This is a genomic window from Gelidibacter sp., from assembly GCF_053579655.1.
On record NZ_JBMDWE010000055.1, the window covers coordinates 1 to 18,156 of the forward strand.

Annotated in this window: 14 protein-coding genes and 1 pseudogene; 8 read left to right on the forward strand and 7 right to left on the reverse strand. The window is 32.5% G+C overall.

Annotation, left to right across the window (positions count from 1 at the left end):
* From ACOH2D_RS17310 to ACOH2D_RS17340, 7 genes and pseudogenes are all read right to left on the reverse strand, one after another.
* On the reverse strand, positions 1–153 hold a 153-nt coding region (locus ACOH2D_RS17310; RefSeq protein WP_449536044.1), incomplete at its 3' end, for a cytidylyltransferase domain-containing protein.
* Positions 150–1,607, reverse strand: a complete 1,458-nt coding sequence (locus ACOH2D_RS17315; protein ID WP_449536032.1) for a hypothetical protein — start codon at positions 1,605–1,607, stop codon at positions 150–152. The genes ACOH2D_RS17315 and ACOH2D_RS17310, both read right to left, overlap by 4 nt.
* Positions 1,608–2,915 (reverse strand): HlyD family secretion protein, encoded by a 1,308-nt coding sequence (locus ACOH2D_RS17320; protein ID WP_449536033.1) that lies wholly within the window; start codon positions 2,913–2,915, stop codon positions 1,608–1,610. It abuts the gene before it with no gap.
* A pseudogene (locus tag ACOH2D_RS17325) lies at positions 2,915–5,115 on the reverse strand (peptidase domain-containing ABC transporter). The gene ACOH2D_RS17320 and the pseudogene ACOH2D_RS17325 overlap by 1 nt, the downstream one beginning before the upstream one ends.
* Positions 5,116–6,582 carry a TlpA family protein disulfide reductase gene (locus ACOH2D_RS17330; protein WP_449536034.1) on the reverse strand — a complete coding sequence of 489 codons (1,467 nt, stop codon included), beginning with the start codon at positions 6,580–6,582 and terminating at the stop codon, positions 5,116–5,118.
* A gap of 84 nt (positions 6,583–6,666) precedes the next feature.
* A complete protein-coding gene (locus ACOH2D_RS17335; protein WP_449536035.1) occupies positions 6,667–6,888 on the reverse strand; it encodes a hypothetical protein in 222 nt (73 codons plus the stop codon).
* A gap of 114 nt (positions 6,889–7,002) precedes the next feature.
* Positions 7,003–8,592 (reverse strand): vitamin K epoxide reductase family protein, encoded by a 1,590-nt coding sequence (locus tag ACOH2D_RS17340; RefSeq protein ID WP_449536036.1) that lies wholly within the window; start codon positions 8,590–8,592, stop codon positions 7,003–7,005.
* Between the two features lie 519 nt (positions 8,593–9,111).
* On the opposite strand from ACOH2D_RS17340, the gene ACOH2D_RS17345 reads away from it, so the two are divergent.
* The 8 genes from ACOH2D_RS17345 to ACOH2D_RS17380 all read left to right on the forward strand — a co-directional run bounded on the left by ACOH2D_RS17345 (position 9,112) and on the right by ACOH2D_RS17380 (position 17,970).
* Entirely contained in the window at positions 9,112–9,837 is a 726-nt protein-coding gene (locus tag ACOH2D_RS17345; RefSeq protein WP_449536037.1) for a LytR/AlgR family response regulator transcription factor, read from the forward strand.
* A 215-nt stretch (positions 9,838–10,052) separates the two neighbouring features.
* Positions 10,053–10,217: a hypothetical protein gene (locus ACOH2D_RS17350; RefSeq protein WP_449536038.1), complete on the forward strand. Its 165-nt coding sequence runs from the start codon at positions 10,053–10,055 to the stop codon at positions 10,215–10,217.
* Between the two features lie 78 nt (positions 10,218–10,295).
* Entirely contained in the window at positions 10,296–12,326 is a 2,031-nt protein-coding gene (locus ACOH2D_RS17355; protein ID WP_449536039.1) for a tetratricopeptide repeat-containing sensor histidine kinase, read from the forward strand.
* Positions 12,327–12,331: 5 nt separating this feature from the next.
* Positions 12,332–13,015 (forward strand): response regulator, encoded by a 684-nt coding sequence (locus tag ACOH2D_RS17360; RefSeq protein ID WP_449536040.1) that lies wholly within the window; start codon positions 12,332–12,334, stop codon positions 13,013–13,015.
* 387 nt (positions 13,016–13,402) lie between these two features.
* A complete protein-coding gene (locus tag ACOH2D_RS17365) occupies positions 13,403–13,615 on the forward strand; it encodes a hypothetical protein (protein WP_449536041.1) in 213 nt (70 codons plus the stop codon).
* A 76-nt stretch (positions 13,616–13,691) separates the two neighbouring features.
* A complete protein-coding gene (locus tag ACOH2D_RS17370) occupies positions 13,692–14,492 on the forward strand; it encodes a GLPGLI family protein (protein WP_449536042.1) in 801 nt (266 codons plus the stop codon).
* Entirely contained in the window at positions 14,479–17,127 is a 2,649-nt protein-coding gene (locus ACOH2D_RS17375) for a carboxypeptidase-like regulatory domain-containing protein (protein ID WP_449536043.1), read from the forward strand. Before ACOH2D_RS17370 ends, ACOH2D_RS17375 begins: the two co-directional genes overlap by 14 nt.
* 666 nt (positions 17,128–17,793) lie before the next feature.
* Positions 17,794–17,970 (forward strand): BF3379 family histone-like protein, encoded by a 177-nt coding sequence (locus tag ACOH2D_RS17380; RefSeq protein ID WP_066432866.1) that lies wholly within the window; start codon positions 17,794–17,796, stop codon positions 17,968–17,970.
* The last annotated feature ends 186 nt before the right edge of the window (positions 17,971–18,156 follow it).

The window sequence follows — 18,156 nt, forward strand, 5'->3', positions numbered from 1 at the left end:
GTTAGTTGTAACAAAATAATCCATTATTAAATCAGAATCTTTGGCAAAATCAACAGAATGTCTAAATAAAGGTTTCCCCAGAAAAGGTGCAAAATTTTTACCTGGGAATCGCTGAGAGTTTTTTCTTGCCGGTATAAGTGCAGTTATTTTCATTTCTTATTTGATATTTTTATAATCTTATCGACTGTGTTCTGTAATGCTTCATTTCCAGTACTTGAATAATAATTTGAATGAGCTCTTAATATGTTTTTCCTATATCGCATGAGGTTTGATTTAGATTTTAATAATTCCACTATTTTTTCCTGTGCATCAAATAGGGTCTTAACTTCGATTCCTAATTTTTCTTCATCTAAATTTGGATGGTAATGAGGCATAGAAGTCAAATTAAAAATTAAGGGAATGGAATTATATACTAAGCTTTCCATAAGGGTAGAGGAAAAAACGGAAACACTAACAATGCTTCTAGCTAATACATCTTTAAGTAATACCTCATTTGCTGGAACAAACTTTATATTTTTAAAACTCTTTAATGTTTTTATTTTATCCGTCCTGATTTTCGAGGATGGATGCTCTCTGAGTAAAATGTCAAATTCTGGAAATGTTCTTGCACAAAAAATAGCGAAATCTATCATTTGCTCTATAACCATTAGTGTTGAAACGAAATAAGGTCCTTGAAAAAAGAATGAGACAGCATCTTTTTCTTGGTGTTTTTTTAAGGGTATTTCATATGGATAACCAACGGTCAGGAATTTTGGAGCTGGATTTATTGGTTTTAGTAGTTTTATAAATTCGTCTCCCCAACTCAAAAAATAGTCAAATTGCATGTTGTGGAAACCCGAGTATAAAAGTCCAGGCCATCCATGTTGTATACAAATTGTACAGATTTTAAATTTTTTACCAATTACGGCCAATATATTATATTCCACGACATTAGCGCCTTCGAAAAACAAAATTGATTTAGGTTCAAGAGCCTTAACTAAAAACTCTAAATTGTTAAATAGATAGTAAAGTATCGGGAATTTGAGTTCTAGAAAATCATTTGTAAATTCCTTAGTTTTTAATACAGGAAACTCTATTATTAGAATATTATCTGGACAGTTGAAAGATTCAGGAATATCTTCATAAGTTAGAACAATCACTTCTTCTTTCAATTTTGATAAAACTGGAATAGCTATTTCTAAAAAACGTAAATTGTATGCATAATAAACTATTTTACCTTTAAATGGTTCAAGGGCCACTTTGATTTTTTCTTTATTAAAGTTATTTGAAATACTACTGGTTTCTTCTTTTACTTTTTTGGTCTCAGATGGACTTAAAAAGAATTCTCCATAGGCTTTTGTATAAAATTTATTTTTTAAATCAATAGACATATTGCCATCTTTCCAATAATTATTAAAGATGTCTCTTAATTTTTGGTCATAAATTAATTTGGCAAACAAACGTTTCTCTAAAATCCCTTCTATTCCATATCCATTATACGATAAATACTCTGGATTAAGAACTTTTATCGAATCTAAATATTCTTGTACTAATCGATCATTAAATTTTATATAATGAAATCCATAATCCACTTTTTCTGAATGATATGTTTGAGATCCATGCTTCATTTATTGATAATTATAAGTTAATAATTCTTTAAACTTATAGAATATTCTAGTTGCTACACTTAAATCTTCTGTAATGATTTCTGCATTACCCAGCAATTCTTGATTGAATTTAAAAGTTTTATTATACGATGTTTTTGTACCATCAGGTAAAGAGATATAAACAACGTAATTACCTTCATCATCAGGGGAAATTGAAAAATTAGTAACTTTCCCTATCAGCATTCCATATTGTTGGTAAGGGTAGTTGTCCAACTTTATAAACACCCTTTGACCGATTACCACTTTGCCAGCATTTTGAGATGGAATAACCAACTTGCCAACCAAACTTGAAGTATCTGTAGGTAAGATGGAAAAAGCAATATCACCCACACTTATAAACTGATTTTCTCCCCAAACGTTTTGAAAGCTAATGACGCCATCAATAGAGGATTTTAGTACATATTTATACTCCCAATCTCGGATAGCCTCTTTCAAAATATTATAATTATGTACTAAGTTTTTTAGAAAGTTTGTGCTGTCTTCTTGCTCGTTTATTTTTGTGGTTTTTAGGGTACTGCTCGCAGAGGAGATTGCTTCCCGTATTTGAGAAATAGAAATAGCCATAGCACTAATGTTTTTTTGCATCTGAATGAATTCTAACTGATGCGATTCATACTCTAGCCTAGAAATAACACCTTTCTCAAAAAGTTGTTTTTGTCTGTTAAAATCGATATTCTTTAATTCAATTTCTTGTTCTAATAGTTGTTTTTGTTTTATTTGATTTTGTAATCGTACCTTAATTTCGGAAAGAGAAATCTTATTGCTTCGTAATTGATTATCGTATGGATCTAGATCATTTAAGAGACTATAATCTGTATAGCTTTTTTCAAAATTGATGAAGGCAATACTTATTTCGCCTAGTATCAGTTGCGATGTTTTTTCAAAAGGAAAATTGAAGCTTTTAGAAGTTAATTGTAAAGTGTCTATAATATCTTTTAAAATATATACGTCCTTGTAATTTGCTGTGTTTCTTATAATTGCTAATTTATCATTTGCTTTTACAGTATCTCTATTTTTAATAAATACTCGTTCTAGTTGTCCAGAATATCTTGTGATAACTCTTTCGGTTGGTTGTTCAGTTGTGACTAAAACCTTAGCTGTAACAAAATCAGGGTACTTGATTATAAATGCCAATATTAAAATGATTATCGTAAACATAAATATTAAAGTAATGCCCCATCTTACAATCCAAGCAGGTGGATTAGATAGGATCTCCTGAACCTCTTCAGACCGTATATATTGATCGTCTATTTTTTTGTTTTCTGGCATTATTTGTCTGAACTTAACTTTTCTAATTCTAATTGATTCTTAACTAAATTATAATATGCTCCTTTTTTATCGAGTAATTCTTGATGGTTACCGGTTTCTGTTATCTTCCCATCAGCCATAACAACTATTTGATCCGCATGCTTAACAGTACTTAATCTATGTGCAATGATGATAACAGTTTTATCGACAAAGAGATTATTTAGATTCTCCATGATGACACGCTCATTTTTGGCATCTAAGGCTGAGGTGGCTTCGTCAAAAAACAAGAAATTTGGATTTTTATACACCGCTCTTGCAATAAATAACCGTTGTTTTTGACCTGTACTTATACCTATACCTTCATTGCCAATTTTAGTATTGAAACCTAATGGTAATGATTGTATGAAATCATAAATATTAGCCGTTTTTACCGCCGATAACAATCGTTCTTGGTTTATGATATCTTCTCCAACAGCAATATTATAAGCGATGGTATCATTAAAAATATAACCTTCTTGCATTACCACACCACAATTGGCTCGCCATGCTTTATGGGATATGGCATTTAAAAAATGGTCACCATAAGTGATATTCCCTTTATTGGGATCATAAAATTTCAGTAAAATTTTCATCAAGGTAGTTTTACCGCTGCCGCTCGATCCGACAATTGCAGTGATTTTATTGGCAGGAATAACTAAACTTAAATCTTTGATCACATTTTCATCACTTCCTATATATCGAAAAGATATTTCATTTAAGTTGAGGTTTTGAGTCAATTTTATATTTGAAATCAATTGTTTATCTCTTCTTTCTTCGTCTTCTTTATCGTGAATTTCGCCCAAACGCTCCAAACTTATTTTTGCATCTTGTGTGGCTTTTATAAAATCTACCAATTGTGTGATTGGCCCATTTAATTGCCCGATAATATATTGAATGGAAAGCATCATCCCTAAGGTTATAGAGCCTTCAATAACTAAGATAGCAGAAGTAAAAGTGATAAATATATTTTTCACCTCATTTATAAAAGAAGAACCCACACTTTGGGTCTGTTCTAATGATAAACTTTGCATGGAAACTTTAAACAAACGCGCTTGTACAAATTCCCATTTCCAACGTTTTTGCTTTTCAGCATTGTTCATTTTTATTTCCTGCATGCCGTTTACCAATTCAATAACCGTGCTTTGTTCCTGGCTTAATTGGGAGAAGCGTTTATGGTCTAGCTCTTTTCTTCTTTTTAAGAAAAACAAAATCCATAGGACATAAATGATACTGCCTACTACAAAAATCGAAAAGATGGTGAAATTATAATAGATCAGCACAGCACCAAATACAATTAAATTCATCATTGAAAACAGCGTATTTAAAGTTGATCCCGTTAATAATCTCTCAATTCTGCTGTGGTCGTTGATGCGCTGCATAATGTCACCAGTCATTCTAGTGTCAAAATAAGCAATCGGTAAGTTCATTAATTTGATAAAAAAATCTGATACCAAAGAGATATTTATTCTAGTGCTCAAGTGCAACAAGATCCAACTTCTGAAAATATCAACACTTGTACGCCCTACAAAAAGCATTAGTTGAGCGATGAGTACAACATAAATAAAATTGATGTCATGGTTCTGAATACCCACATCAACAATGCTTTGTGTTAAAAAGGAAAAATAAGTTGCAACAGACTGCCAACTAGTAAACCTATTACCAATTGTACCAGTAGGTTTTTATACTTGAATAGATATTGGAATAAGAACTTAAAAGATCTTTTGTCCGTTTTATCCCAATCTAGTTCTTTAAATTTTGGTGTAACTTCTAACAATAATGCAATACCTTCTTTTGTGCTTTCTGTAGCATTATTGCCAATCCATCTGGATATAAATTCATTTTTGTTATAGGTTATTAATCCATAGGCTGGATCTGAGATATAAACTATATCTTTTTTAATTTTATAAACAACTACAAAGTGATTCTTATCCCAATGTGCAATTAGAGGCAAGGGTACTTCTGTTAATTGTTGATAGTCTATTTTAACTCCTATGGTTTTAAATCCTATACTTTCAGCGGCATCACTTAACTTTAATAAACTACTACCTTCTCTGGTTGTTTCAGATAGATCTCTAATTTCTTGTAAAGTAATAAGTTTGCCAAAGTACTTTGCAGCGATGCGCAAACAGGTGGGGCCGCAATCTTTGGAGTCAGGTTGTTTGTAAAATGGAAATTTTGACATCTATTCTTTTAAAAGCTTATCAAGCAACTTCCTTATTTCATCGCCTCCTGGGCCTGGCGCATTTCGGTAAATCAATTTACCTTCTTTATCATATAATAAGTATCGCGGAATTGTTTCTAGTGCCAAATCGCTGTAAAAATCGGCTTTTGGATAGTTCGCAGCTAAAAGATTGTTCTCTAAAGAAAGTAAACCATCTTCTTGTGAGGCCTTTTCCCATTTTTCAAAATCTTTATCTATAGAAACATATATAAAAACCACATTTTTATTTTCATAATCTTTTTTTAACTTTTCGGAAAATGGCATCGCTATGCGGCAAGGTCCACACCAACTCGCCCAGAAATCAAGATAGATCACTTTCCCGTAATTATCACTTATTATGCCTTTCAACGTTTTACTTGTTTTGTTATTTGTTATAAAATGGACATCTTCTATATTTTCTATTGACTCAGAGAGGTTTGTTAAAAACTTACTATTAAGAGAAGAAATTAAAATTGAATCAGTTACCATATCTTGAAATTTTTTAAAATAGGCGTTAAAGTCTTCTTCGGAGAAATTAGAGCCTATTTCGACGAGATTATGATATAATAAATAGGTCTTTACATTTGAAGAGAATTGATTAGACTGGGCTATTGAATCAAAATTTGTCTTAAAATCTAAAATGGATTTATTGGATTGACTAATAAGTTTGGAATTAAATTTATATCTAGAGTAATTTTGAAGAAACGTTTTGTAAAATGAAAATTTGATCAAATCATCTTTATTTAAATAATTACTTAGTGTGTCGGCTATGGCATAATTCTTAAAATCATTAGGATGAACTGAATTATATAAACTAAATTTTAATCTGTTTTTCTGCAATTGGTATCTAGATTCCGTAATTTGATGTAAAGCATACAACGAATCCAACAAAATCGCTTCTTTTTTATAGAGATGGCGTAATTTTTGGAAATAATTTTCTCTCAATTTCTTGAAATCAGTTATGGCATGTCTATTAGATAAATAATAAGAATAAGAGTCGGAAGGTGATGAGGTATTTAAATACGTCATTCTCTTATAATCATAAAGATTACTTTCGTTTAGTTTTTCATCATTCCCAACATAAAATGGAAAACCATCTTTTTCATGGTACCTCACCGAATCTCCTTTTTTCATCTCAAAATAGAGATCATCACTGCGATAGGTATGTTTTATAAAAAAGAAATCTTTTTCTGGAGCATATTCAAATTTATCTCCATCGTGATTAACAATCAACTCTTTTCGAAATCCATTCTCGTTTAAAATTTCAACTACAGAAGGAAACTTAATCTCTCTATTCTGAAAATGAAGCGTATCCTTAGGTTTTGAATGAAAATATATTGAAGTACTGTTGATAGTTTCTGTATCTGTTTTATCAAGCTCCGTTTTCTCGTGAGAAGGGTCATTCTTACAGGAGACAATTAATAAGACGAGCAATAGAATTTTCTTCATGAGTGTTTATTTAAAATTAAGTAGCAGTGAGATTAATTCATCTCACTGCTTTTGTTAAATTATTGAAATTAAATCTACAAGATATTAACAGCTTGCGCAACAATATCCACAACTACTATAGCCGTTTTCTATACAAAAAGCATAATCACCTTGAGCATCGCTTACTGATAGTCCAGTAGAGTGAGTTCCATTTACCCAAGATTGGCAGGAACCGCCACCATATCCACCAAATACAGTTTTAAGTTGACTACGCTGAAGCATATCATCTGCTCCTAATTTCAAATTTTTCAAACTTAATTTTTTCATAATAAACTATTTAATAAATTATTTTTTGTCCTGATCTATTAATGACACTCAGGCTTGTGTCTGCCCTTCGCGAAAGGATATTGTTCGTTGCCCAAAGCTTAGCTTTGGGCTTCCTTATTGTAACACCTCTGTTAAATCTTCGATACTGTATTCCTGTGGTAATTCATAACCATTTATAAACAAGGTTGGAGTATGGGTGATATTTTCTGCTTTACACCAGTCATGCATAGCATCAATTTTGGAGTCTTGCTCTTGTAAATCTCCATTCATTGGATGCTTTTTCGCAAATGTGTTATAATCTTTTTCTTCTGCCATGTACCAATTGTCTAATGCTTTTTCTGTTTCTTTTTTATCTTTTTTTGAGTCAATGGCTAAAAAATGTCGAACTGGCTTTGCTCCAATATCTTCTTCATTAGTTGTTGCCGTAAACAATACCTGCAAATTAATATGACCAGCCTTTAATAAACTATCTAATATAGGATGTGCTTTTGCACATGGGCCGCAATAAGGATTACATACCTTGATGACGTTATATCTGGCATTTTCATTCGTTATTGAAATTCCTAGATCTTTAATACTATGTTTAATTTTATTTGATTTTTCCAATAAACTTTCTAAAACAAATGGGTTCGTCTTTATTTTTTTTAGCCCCCGTTTATAAAGATTGGTTTCTTTTTGCCGCTCGATTAATGGCTTTATAAGTTTCCATGCTAAAATTGGTATTAAAAACAATGTGAAATAAAAAGGCAGTGTCTCCATTGCGATTGTGTTTTTATAAAAACCACTGATCGCAACAATACTGATTTCTGCAACTAAAACGGCTTGTATAATCACGCAGAATTTACACCATTGTTTAATAACCACGGCTTGATAATAGATAGAGACTGCGATAATAGGAATGGCAATAAAGCTTGTTAAAGCCAGTAGTCCCATAGCGGTACTGGAAAAATTATAGAAAACCAAATACCAAAAAGTTGTAAAAAAATAAGAAAAACTCAATAACCCTAAGCTTAAATTCCCATTAAGCAATGAAGCATATTTGGACTTTAATACCGCATTACAATTTATGTTTTTACCACCGCTACATAAAGTTTGCAATGTAGGGTTGTATTGATCAACCTCAAACCATAGTAAAAAAACACCTGTTGTTAAACCAATTAATTTTAGGATACCATATAGAATGGCATATGTGGTTAAGGCAACGTTTTCAGATATGTCAGATTTAGTGAAACTTAAAACAATCCAAATGCTTAGAAATAAAGCTGATGTAGTAATTAGGGAGTTAAGGAATAGCTTATTTGCCAACTTTTTTTCTATATCTATTTCTTTTGATGTTGGTGTAGTTTCAGCAAGTAAGCAAACTCCTGTCCATAATTTCAAAAACTCTTCTTTCGATATTTCTTGCAATTTGTTTTTATCGTCATAATAGGTTACAGTTGATTTCTTGATTTTATGTAAAGTGTAAAACAATGCTGTACCAGTGATAGAAACTTGGACAATACATGGTGTAGGCAGCTCATCAAATTTATTTATCGAAAGTTTGACAGCTGTATTCTCAATGCTATATTTTGATAATGTATCAGCTATAGATAATAAACTTGGGTGATCTGGATGGGAGAGCACACTATCTTTTAGGTAGCCGTTAGTGTGTTTTACCTTCAGTAATTTTAGGAGTTGTTTTGATGAGGAGTAACAATTATCCATAATTTAACGATTAGAGTTTAATCTGTTTTCTTTTTATAAAATAGACAGTATTAGTTTTGATTAAATCTATAAAGAATTAATTAAAGATCATTACGGTTCACCCGTAGAAATAGTAAGGGTGAGCCTTACTAATTTGAAGGGAGTTTTTTAAAATATTAAGCTTGTGTGACAATAAACTTTAATAGTTTTTTATACGATCTAATTTCCATTAAACTCAAATCTATTTTCAAAAACAACCTTGGGCACCTTCCTTCTTAAACACTTTTTTGTTAATTGTAATCCTTTTTCTGCTTTTATCATTATACCATCACTTTCTATCTCCAAAATGTTGAGTTCATTATCAAGCTTCCTTACTATTCCTTTATAAGTTTTATTTTGTGGCAGATTATATGTGAAATAGAAATTTATTAAAAATCCAAAAAAATAACGGCAGTGTCCGCCCTTACTATTTCTACGGGTCAGCCATACCGTACTTTGGCAATCATTAAATATATTATGCGATGCAATTAAGTTATTGTTTTGAAAAAATATATCATAGTAGAAAAGGATCCTGAGGCACAAAAATTTATTAGAACTATAGTCGATAGTTTTGATGATATGAAGTTTTTGGGAGCTACCATGGATCAAAACGAAGCTCTTAGTCTAATATTTAGGAATACTCCAGATATTATATTCCTAGGCATTGACACTATTATTGATGATTTACCGGAATTTCTTTTGGACATTGCCGCACACGGTAAAAAAGAACCTGTTTTTATTGCAGTATCATCTTCAAAAGAATTTGCCTACGATGCTTATAGGTATGGCTTTTTTGATTATCTGTTAAAACCTTTGACTAGACTTACTTTGGAAAGATGTGTTTTGAGGTATAAAATAAAACACCCATCTAATATTCATGAAACCATTTGCCTTAAATCAAATAAAGATTATCAGTATTTAAAGGTTGATGATATACTTTTCTTGAAGGCAGATAACAATACGACCGATTTTCATATGAAAGACGGATCTACTATAGGGGCTTTCAAAACATTGAAGACTTTCGAAAACACCTTGCCTAAAAATTTTTTAAGGATACATAAAAGTTATATCGTAAACAGCAAGTTCATTTCAAGAATCCATTACGGTAAGTCGGTCTGCGTCATTAAGAACCCTTCCTATAAAGTTCCCTTTACCAAGACCTTCATCAAGAACATCGACTCGATAAATACGGATCTATCCAACAGGTCCTTTGTTACCTTAAATTGATTTCCCTATATAAAACAACGATTTCCCTCACAGGTATGATGGTTTTGCTAATCATCTGTATCTAGGGAGGTTTCCACCGTTTTTAGATGTTATTTTAGCCCCGAAGCTTCACTAGCGTAACAAAAATAACAACGCTTTTCATTGTGCACAATTTTTATACAACTGCCGTGTGTACGGCATGGCAAACTATTGTTTAATCTTAAAATTTTGTATCTATGAAAACTTTAAAAAACTCTATGATTCTGATCTTATTCTCTAGCTTTGTAATTTCTTGTACGACCGATGATATTATCGATAATGCGGAGCCAAACACAATTGAAAAAAATATACAGGCAACCAGCGATGGGGGAAAAGATGTTGATCAAACAGAGAAAGGATAACAAAACTTAAAAAATAAAAATGCCTTTAACACAATAGTTAAGGGCTTTTTTTAGCTTTGTTCTCAAGAGCCATTCAAATTGACAATTAAAATACTATATAGAACAATTACGATAACACTTTGTGCTATTACATTAAGCTGTGGTGAAGGGAATAAAAAAATTGAACAACCTTCCGGTCTTAAGAATGACAGTATAGCTTCGTGGATTTCATTTTCGAAAAACACAACGCTTCCCTTACAAAAGCGCAGGGGTTATTTAGATAAGGCGCATACTGCTCTAAAAGCTGAAAAATTAGATACGCTCTATACACGTACTTTGAACAACGTTGCCTACCAATATTTAAAATTGAAGGACACCTCTTTTTTTAAAGAATTAAACAATGAAGTTCTTCAATCGGCATTAAAACTGAAAGATACTTTTTCCATGGCCGATGCCCATTGGAGTTTTGGCAACTTCTATAAAGAACAACAAGTTTATGACTTAGCTTATTCGCATTATGATCAAGCTTATAAGTATTTTGAGAATATAGACCACCAATATTATGCGGCAAAGATGCTGTATGGGATGTCTTTTATAAAAGGGAGATATAGGGATTATTCCGGAAGTGAAATTTTAATTACAAAAGCAATTTCAAAATACAAATTATTAAAAGAGAATGAAGCGCTGTATGCTTCATATAATCATTTGGCATTATTACAAAATGACATTCGTGAATACGATAGGGCTTTGTTTTATCATGACAAGGCTTTAGAATATTTGAATAAACTGGAAAACAAAAATGATTTTTATAAAACCAGTTTGAATAATATTGGTCAAGTATATGTAGAAAAAGGAGAATACGCAAGAGCACTAATTCATTTTGCTGAAATCATGGAAGATGATAGTCTTAAAATAAAAGACATAGCTCATTATGGCAGAGTCTTGGATAATATTGCGTATTGCAAACTTCTAATCGGAGATACAATCAACTTAAAACAAGATTTCTATACAGCTCTAAAAATTAGGGACAGTAGCAATAACAAAGCAGGAATTGTAACCAGTAAGATCCATTTATCGGAATATTACGCTATAATCAAGGACTCCTTAAAAGCTATCCAATATGCTGAAGAAGCCAATGTTTTATCTAAGGAAATAAGAAATAGCGGAGATTATTTGACATCGCTTCATTTATTATCCAAACTGGATGCTGAAAATGCAACCGATTATCTGAACAAGTACATCAGTTTTAGTGATAGCTTGCAAACTGCAGACCGCAAGGTCCAAAATAAATTTACCCGGATAGCCTACGAAACCGATGAATATATTGAAGAAACCAAACGACTGTCACAACAACAAACGCTCCTATTGATTGGTGCTTTGGTTCTTATTCTGATGATATCATTAATATATTATATCATCGTTCAAAAATCGAGGACAAAAAGGCTCGTTTTAGAAACCGAACAACACAAAGCCAATGAGCAAATCTATATTTTAACACTCAAGCAACAGATTAAATTAGAAGAAGAAAAAACAAGAGAGCGCAACAGGATTTCGCAGGAGTTGCATGACGGTATCTTAGGGAAACTGTTCGGGGTGCGGGTCGATCTGGGATTTTTGGATATCAAGGGAGATGACGGCACCTTAAAGCAGCATGAGGTGTTTTTAGATGAATTGCAGCTTATAGAAAAGGAAATCAGGGAAGTTTCACATAGGCTAAATATTAATTTCAATAGCTCCGAAATTGATTTTAGCTCCATATTAAAGCAACTTCTCGAAAATAAAAGCCGCTTGGGCAATTTCACCTATCAACTGGATATTGACGAAAATATTGGATGGAGCGAAATAGATGAAATTATTAAAGTCAACTTATATAGAATATTACAGGAATCTTTACAGAATATCGTTAAATACGCAAGAGCAGAAAAAGTAAGTTTAAGTTTTTCTATTGAAAAAAACAATTTAATTGTAATTCTGAACGATGATGGAACAGGCTTCCAAATAAAAAAGCAAAAGCAAGGCATCGGTATTAAAAACATGAAATCCCGAATAGAAAAATTAAAAGGCGTATTTGGTATTCAATCAGAAATAGACCAAGGCACGACCATACATTTTACAATTCCAATACAATAAAAACTATGGAAAATAAATTATACTCCGTATTAATCATCGATGACCACCCTTTAATAATTTCTGCTTATAAAAGCGCATTTAATTATATTGAAAAACAGAATGATTCCCTATCCTTTGATATTGAGGAGGCCCATGATTGTGATAGCGCTTTAGAAAAGATAATGCATTTTTCATCACAGAATAAAAACCCCGATATTATATTGTTGGACATCAGTTTGCCGTCTTCAAAAGATGGGTATATACTTTCTGGTGAAGATTTAGGTTTAAAAATCAATGAATTGATGCCTAGTACAAGGATTATAGTGTCAACAACTTTCAATGACAATTATAGAGTTCATAGCCTTTTTAAAAATCTTAATCCTGATGGTTTTTTAGTTAAAAATGATATCAATCCTATGGGACTGGTTGCAGCAATTAACACAGTACTTACAGACCCTCCGTATTACAGTAAAACGGTCATTAAATTGTTGAGAAACGAGGTTGCTTCTGACTTTATTGTTGATGCTATTGATAGAAAGCTACTGTATGAGCTTTCTATTGGTACCATGATGAAGGATCTGCCAGAACTTTTACAGCTCTCGCTCCCGGCTTTAGAAAAAAGAAAACGCCACTTAAAACAAATTTTTGATGCAGTAAGTCCTTATGATAAAGAATTGTTGCAAAAAGCAAAGGAAAAAGGATTTATATAAAACCATTTTAAACAACTATTAATCAACATGAAAAAGTAAGGGCTGCCCTTACTTTTTTTATGGATTAGCCTTACCGTTGTTTTGTGATTTCGATATATATTGCCAATCAATAACAGCAGGATTTTTTTACTCCATTTTTTTTGGTATCATTTTTTGGTCAAGATTGCAATAGCTATGCTCTAAAGATGAAGAATACTTTTCTCTTATTTTATAATGACAATTATTAAATGTATATAGGTGTTTGATAATACAAAACTGAAAAATTACAACGGTTGTAAAAGAGGGTGATCACCCAAAGTGACAGTATAAAAAAACTCAAGGATTATTGCCATTCATAATTCATGAGTTTTAAGCTAATTGAATGGCATAACTTAAACTTATATTATTATGAAAAATTTTAGTTTCAATTCAGTAAAATCCTTTTTATCAAGAGATGAGATGAGACGTATTAGCGGAGGGCAAACGCAATTTAGCTGTTATTGCGGTTTTGAAGGTGGTGGACATGAACACCTCAAGATTTATGTGGAAGCTGATAACGTAGGCGACGCATTAAACTCAATGAATTGCGGTGGTTTGGGTGCAACCTGCAATGGTGCGTAATAATTTCCTAACTTTAAACGGTCATTAGTTTATGAAATGACCGTTTTTCAATTAAACATTTAAACAAAGTTTTGCAATGCCTAATAAAAGAGTTTTTTCCTTGTTTTTTTTGATTTTTAATGTGGTGGTTTTTGCACAAAAAAAAGTCAAAACAGACTTTAAGTATAAAGTCACTTATAATTTACATTACACATTAGATTCAACCAAATTAGATGAAGGAAAATCAGAATATATGGTGCTCTTTTTGGGAGATGATTTTTCTTCATTTTCAAGTAGAGCCAAGCTCTTTAAAAACAGCGTTGTAGTTAAAGGAAATACTGCTTCTACTTCTAAGGAAAGTATAACGGCTTTTCCCGCTGTAATATTAAAAAATCCTAAGGAAAACTATTTGGCATATACCTTACAAATCGTGGATGATTATTTTTATTATGAGCAACCTTCAAATTTATTTGATTGGAAAATTCATGATGAAATTAAGGACATTAAGGGATACGCGGCTCAAAAAGCAACCACCACATATTCTGGCAGAGATTATATAGCTTGGTTCACTACAGACATACCAATTTCAGATGGGCCTTTTAAGTTTAATGGCCTTCCAGGGTTGATCATTGAGATTTCGGACACTCAAAATCACTATAGCTTTACGCTTTATGCATTTGAAAAATTGGAGCCACCTGTCTCTTTTACAATCAATCTGAAACAGTATGTTTTAACTACTAAAGAAAAACTTCTCGAAGTCCAATATAGATACAGACAAGACCCTTTTACGTACGCAAATAACCCAAATGTAAAAATAACTCCAGAAGTACATCAGGCTTACATCAAAGCCTTTACTGAGATGTTGGAGAAAGAAAATAATCCTATTGAAAAAGACTAAGTTTTTAGTGCTTCTTGTCCTATTGATGTTTGGTCTGAAAGGCTTTTCGCAAAATAAAATTACGGGCACTGTTAAGGACACTGCCGGAAATATATTGGCAGGCGCAGTGGTTACCATAAAAAGCGAACATTCAAATGCAATTTTAAGCTATGGCACAGCAGATATTGATGGCCATTTTTCTGTTGCTATTAGCACCGACGCTTTAAATTTGGTTATTAGTGTTTTGCACTTAGGCTATAAAACGTTTGATAAAAAGATCACAAACACATCCCAAAATATATCCATAACCTTAGAGGAATCTATTGAAGCGCTAAAAGAAGTTGTTGTCACCTCTTATAATATTGAAAAAAAGGGCGATACTTTAAGTTATTCCGTTTCTGCATTTAAAGACCAAAAAGACAGGACTATTGCAGATGTTTTAAAAAAAATGCCTGGTATTGAGGTCCTGAGCAACGGTCAAATATTATATATGGGAAACGCGATCGAGAAATACTACATTGAAGGTATGGATATGCTAGAAGGTCGTTATAATTTGGCTAATGATAATATATCGGCTGATGATGTAAGCAAGGTTCAGATTTTGGAAAACCATCAGCCTATTAAAGTGTTGGATAGTTTAATTTTTTCAGATAAGACATCCTTGAATATTAAGTTGAAAAACAATGTTTCTGTAACCGGTTCTGCTGAGATTGGCGGTGGATTTAGCCCTGTTTTATTTAAGACGAATATTACGCCGTTAGTATTCACAAAAAGAAGTCAGGCTTTAGTAAGTTATCAATATAATAATACTGGTAATGACCTTTCACGTAGCAATAACGATTTTTCTACTTCAGATAATTTAACGACCGGTTTTGATGCTGTAAGAAAAAACATTTTGTCTTTACGGCAACTTTCCCAGCCTCCATTTTTAGGTGCAAGATGGTTGGATAACAATGACCACCTTGCCAATATCAATTATCTGTATCGCATAAAAAATGCCACAGACCTTAAAATAAACCTGTCTTATCTAAATGGTTCCCGTATGGATCATGGCAGTAGGAACACAACTTATATAACTCAAAATGACACCATAAATTATGGCGAAAACATAGATAACATACTATTTTTGAATTCGTTAAATTCTAAGTTTACCATTGAAAGAAACCAGTCAAAAAGTTATTTACTAAATACATTTGTTGCTAATACATTTTGGGATAGTCAAAGAGGAACCATCATCAATGATAATTTAGATGTTTCTCAGCAACTTTCAAACCCATACCTATTGCTGACCAATAAACTTAAAATAATAAAACCCATAGGCAAGCAATTAATAACATTTGACTCCAGTAGTGGCTATACCGATACTGAGCAAGAGCTGACCGTTTTGCCAGGACAGTTTGAAGAAATACTAAACGATGGGCAGGACTATGAAAGCAATAGGCAAGGCACAAGATTATCTACTTTTTTTACAGAGAATACCGTCGGTTTTACCAAAAAACTCGGTGCTTTTACCATATCGCCAAAGGCTGGACTGGCATATAAACATCAAAAATTGACATCAGATTTACAAAAAATTTTCGATGGCAATCAAACACAAATTGATGGAGATTACCAAAATGACATGCAATTAACCAACCCAAACCTGTTTATTACCAATCATTTAAATTTTAAGAAAGACAGATGGACAATTGTTTTAAAATCTCCTTTGTACCTGCGTTATTTTAAAACAGACCATAAAATTTCGAGCCAGCAACAAACGATAAGGCGATTAAATTTTGAGCCAGATTTAACGATTACAAAAAAACTATCGCCCTATTGGGAAGCAAGTGTCAGAGGTAATATTGAAAACAGATATGGCGAGATTGACAATTTGTTTGATGGCTACATGCTGAAAAACTATTTAAGTTTAGTGCGATATAATTCTACTTTGGGCGAGCAAACCAATTATGCGTCTTCTCTAAGTATTAAATACAGAAACGCATTAAAGGCTTTATTTGCTACCGCAACATTTGGTCTTACCAAAAATGAGAACAACCTACTTTATAATAGTTCTATTGCAGATAATGGCTCATTAATAATAGAGAGCATTGAAAGAGATAATGAAGTTACGGCTCAAAGTGTCAATTTTAATGTCAGCAAATATTTTAGCAAGGCCAAAACAACTTTAACACTAAATAGCAGGTTCTCGTTTTCTGAAAGACCTCAGATTGTTAACGGTACATTTGGATCATTTAAAAGCACAGACCAGCGTTATGACGTTGATGTAAAATCTGAAATCGCAAAATGGTTTGGCCTCGGCGCAAGTTCGAGGCTTACCGTTGCAAGATTACAATCTACAAACGATCAGTTTAGCGCAATAAAGAATTTGGAAAGTTCGATAGCAACATTTTTTTACTTAAGCGACCATCAGTTTTTAAATATTGATGCAGAGTATTATTACAATAACATCGGGACGAGCAAGAACAATAACTATTTTTTAAATTTCAGTTACCAATTTACCGTTAAAAAATACAACCTTGATACTAAGATTGTTTGGAATAATGTACTTAATACAAAAAGGTATGTAAGCGCTTTTAACGGTGAGTTTTTTAGCAACGAAAATTTTTATAAGTTAAGGCCATCTCAACTTTTAATTACTTTTAAGTTTTCATTATAAACTAAGTATTTGTGATTAACTGTTATTTGTGAAGAATGTTAATTGTTCGACTTCAAACAAGCCGATGTTACAGACTACAATCTTATTATGTTATCAATTATAATAAAATGAGTTCTCCTGGAAAGTCTTGGATCCAGCTCCAAAGTCTATGATTTCCATTCCACTTGTCCACTTCCCGAAAAAAGTCGGGAAGCGATCAAACCCCATTGCAACCTCCAACTTTGAGGTAGCGTCCGCTTAACTTAGGCAAAACGAGATAAATCCGTTAAAATAACACAGGAAGCACATTCTCCAACATTCCGCGCCAGTCTGCCAAAAGGGGCAGGAAAAGCTTCATTCCGAGAAAAGAGCTTCCCTAAAAAGTCATGGACACAATTCCCGATTTCCATTCCTTTTGTCTGCTCCGTGCTGGGAAGATCAGGAAGCAAGCCAACGGCATTTCCATCTTTTAAGTTCCCTCTGCTTTAATCCCGCTAAGAAATCGTTTAAGTAGTCAAAAGCCTAAGTAGAACTTCGGCTATCAGTTAAGATTAGTTTACGAAAAAAGTTTGAAAAATATAAGGGAAACCTTTAAAGTGGCGCCTTGTAGTCGCGTTTTTATGTTAATGATAGGTGTGTTTACAACGAATAACTATATTTTCGCCTTTTAAATGAAATTTAAATCTTATGAAAGAACTTATTGAAAACATGCAAAACACTTTTGAGTCATTTGAAAGTGATGCTAAATTGCAACTAGAAAGTGGAAACAAAGCAGCAGGAACAAGAGCAAGACAATCGTCATTAGCCTTGGAAAAATTATTAAAGGAATTCCGTAAAGTCTCGATTGCTGAATCCAAGAAATAAACAAAGAAATCATCTCATTAACTAAAAATGAGATGATTTCTTTTTTTTTGCCATTATGTATTGAGGGGTGATCTTAAAAAGTGGGATAGTAAATATAGCTATTAATCTGAGTCGAGCGTAAGCAGATATGTCACTCAGCCCATTGCCGCTCCATTCCGCGAAAAGCTCCATTACGGGCAAAGCGCT

Excerpts from the sequence above, each read along its gene's own strand:
- ACOH2D_RS17315 (WP_449536032.1), bottom strand. The coding sequence starts at position 1,607 with ATGAAGCATGGATCTCAAACATATCATTCAGAAAAAGTGGATTATGGA.
- ACOH2D_RS17320 (WP_449536033.1), bottom strand. The coding sequence starts at position 2,915 with ATGCCAGAAAACAAAAAAATAGACGATCAATATATACGGTCTGAAGAG.
- ACOH2D_RS17330 (WP_449536034.1), bottom strand. The coding sequence starts at position 6,582 with ATGAAGAAAATTCTATTGCTCGTCTTATTAATTGTCTCCTGTAAGAAT.
- ACOH2D_RS17335 (WP_449536035.1), bottom strand. The coding sequence starts at position 6,888 with ATGAAAAAATTAAGTTTGAAAAATTTGAAATTAGGAGCAGATGATATG.
- ACOH2D_RS17340 (WP_449536036.1), bottom strand. The coding sequence starts at position 8,592 with ATGGATAATTGTTACTCCTCATCAAAACAACTCCTAAAATTACTGAAG.
- ACOH2D_RS17350 (WP_449536038.1), top strand. The coding sequence starts at position 10,053 with ATGAAAACTTTAAAAAACTCTATGATTCTGATCTTATTCTCTAGCTTT.
- ACOH2D_RS17360 (WP_449536040.1), top strand. The coding sequence starts at position 12,332 with ATGGAAAATAAATTATACTCCGTATTAATCATCGATGACCACCCTTTA.
- ACOH2D_RS17365 (WP_449536041.1), top strand. The coding sequence starts at position 13,403 with ATGAAAAATTTTAGTTTCAATTCAGTAAAATCCTTTTTATCAAGAGAT.
- ACOH2D_RS17370 (WP_449536042.1), top strand. The coding sequence starts at position 13,692 with ATGCCTAATAAAAGAGTTTTTTCCTTGTTTTTTTTGATTTTTAATGTG.
- ACOH2D_RS17380 (WP_066432866.1), top strand. The coding sequence starts at position 17,794 with ATGAAAGAACTTATTGAAAACATGCAAAACACTTTTGAGTCATTTGAA.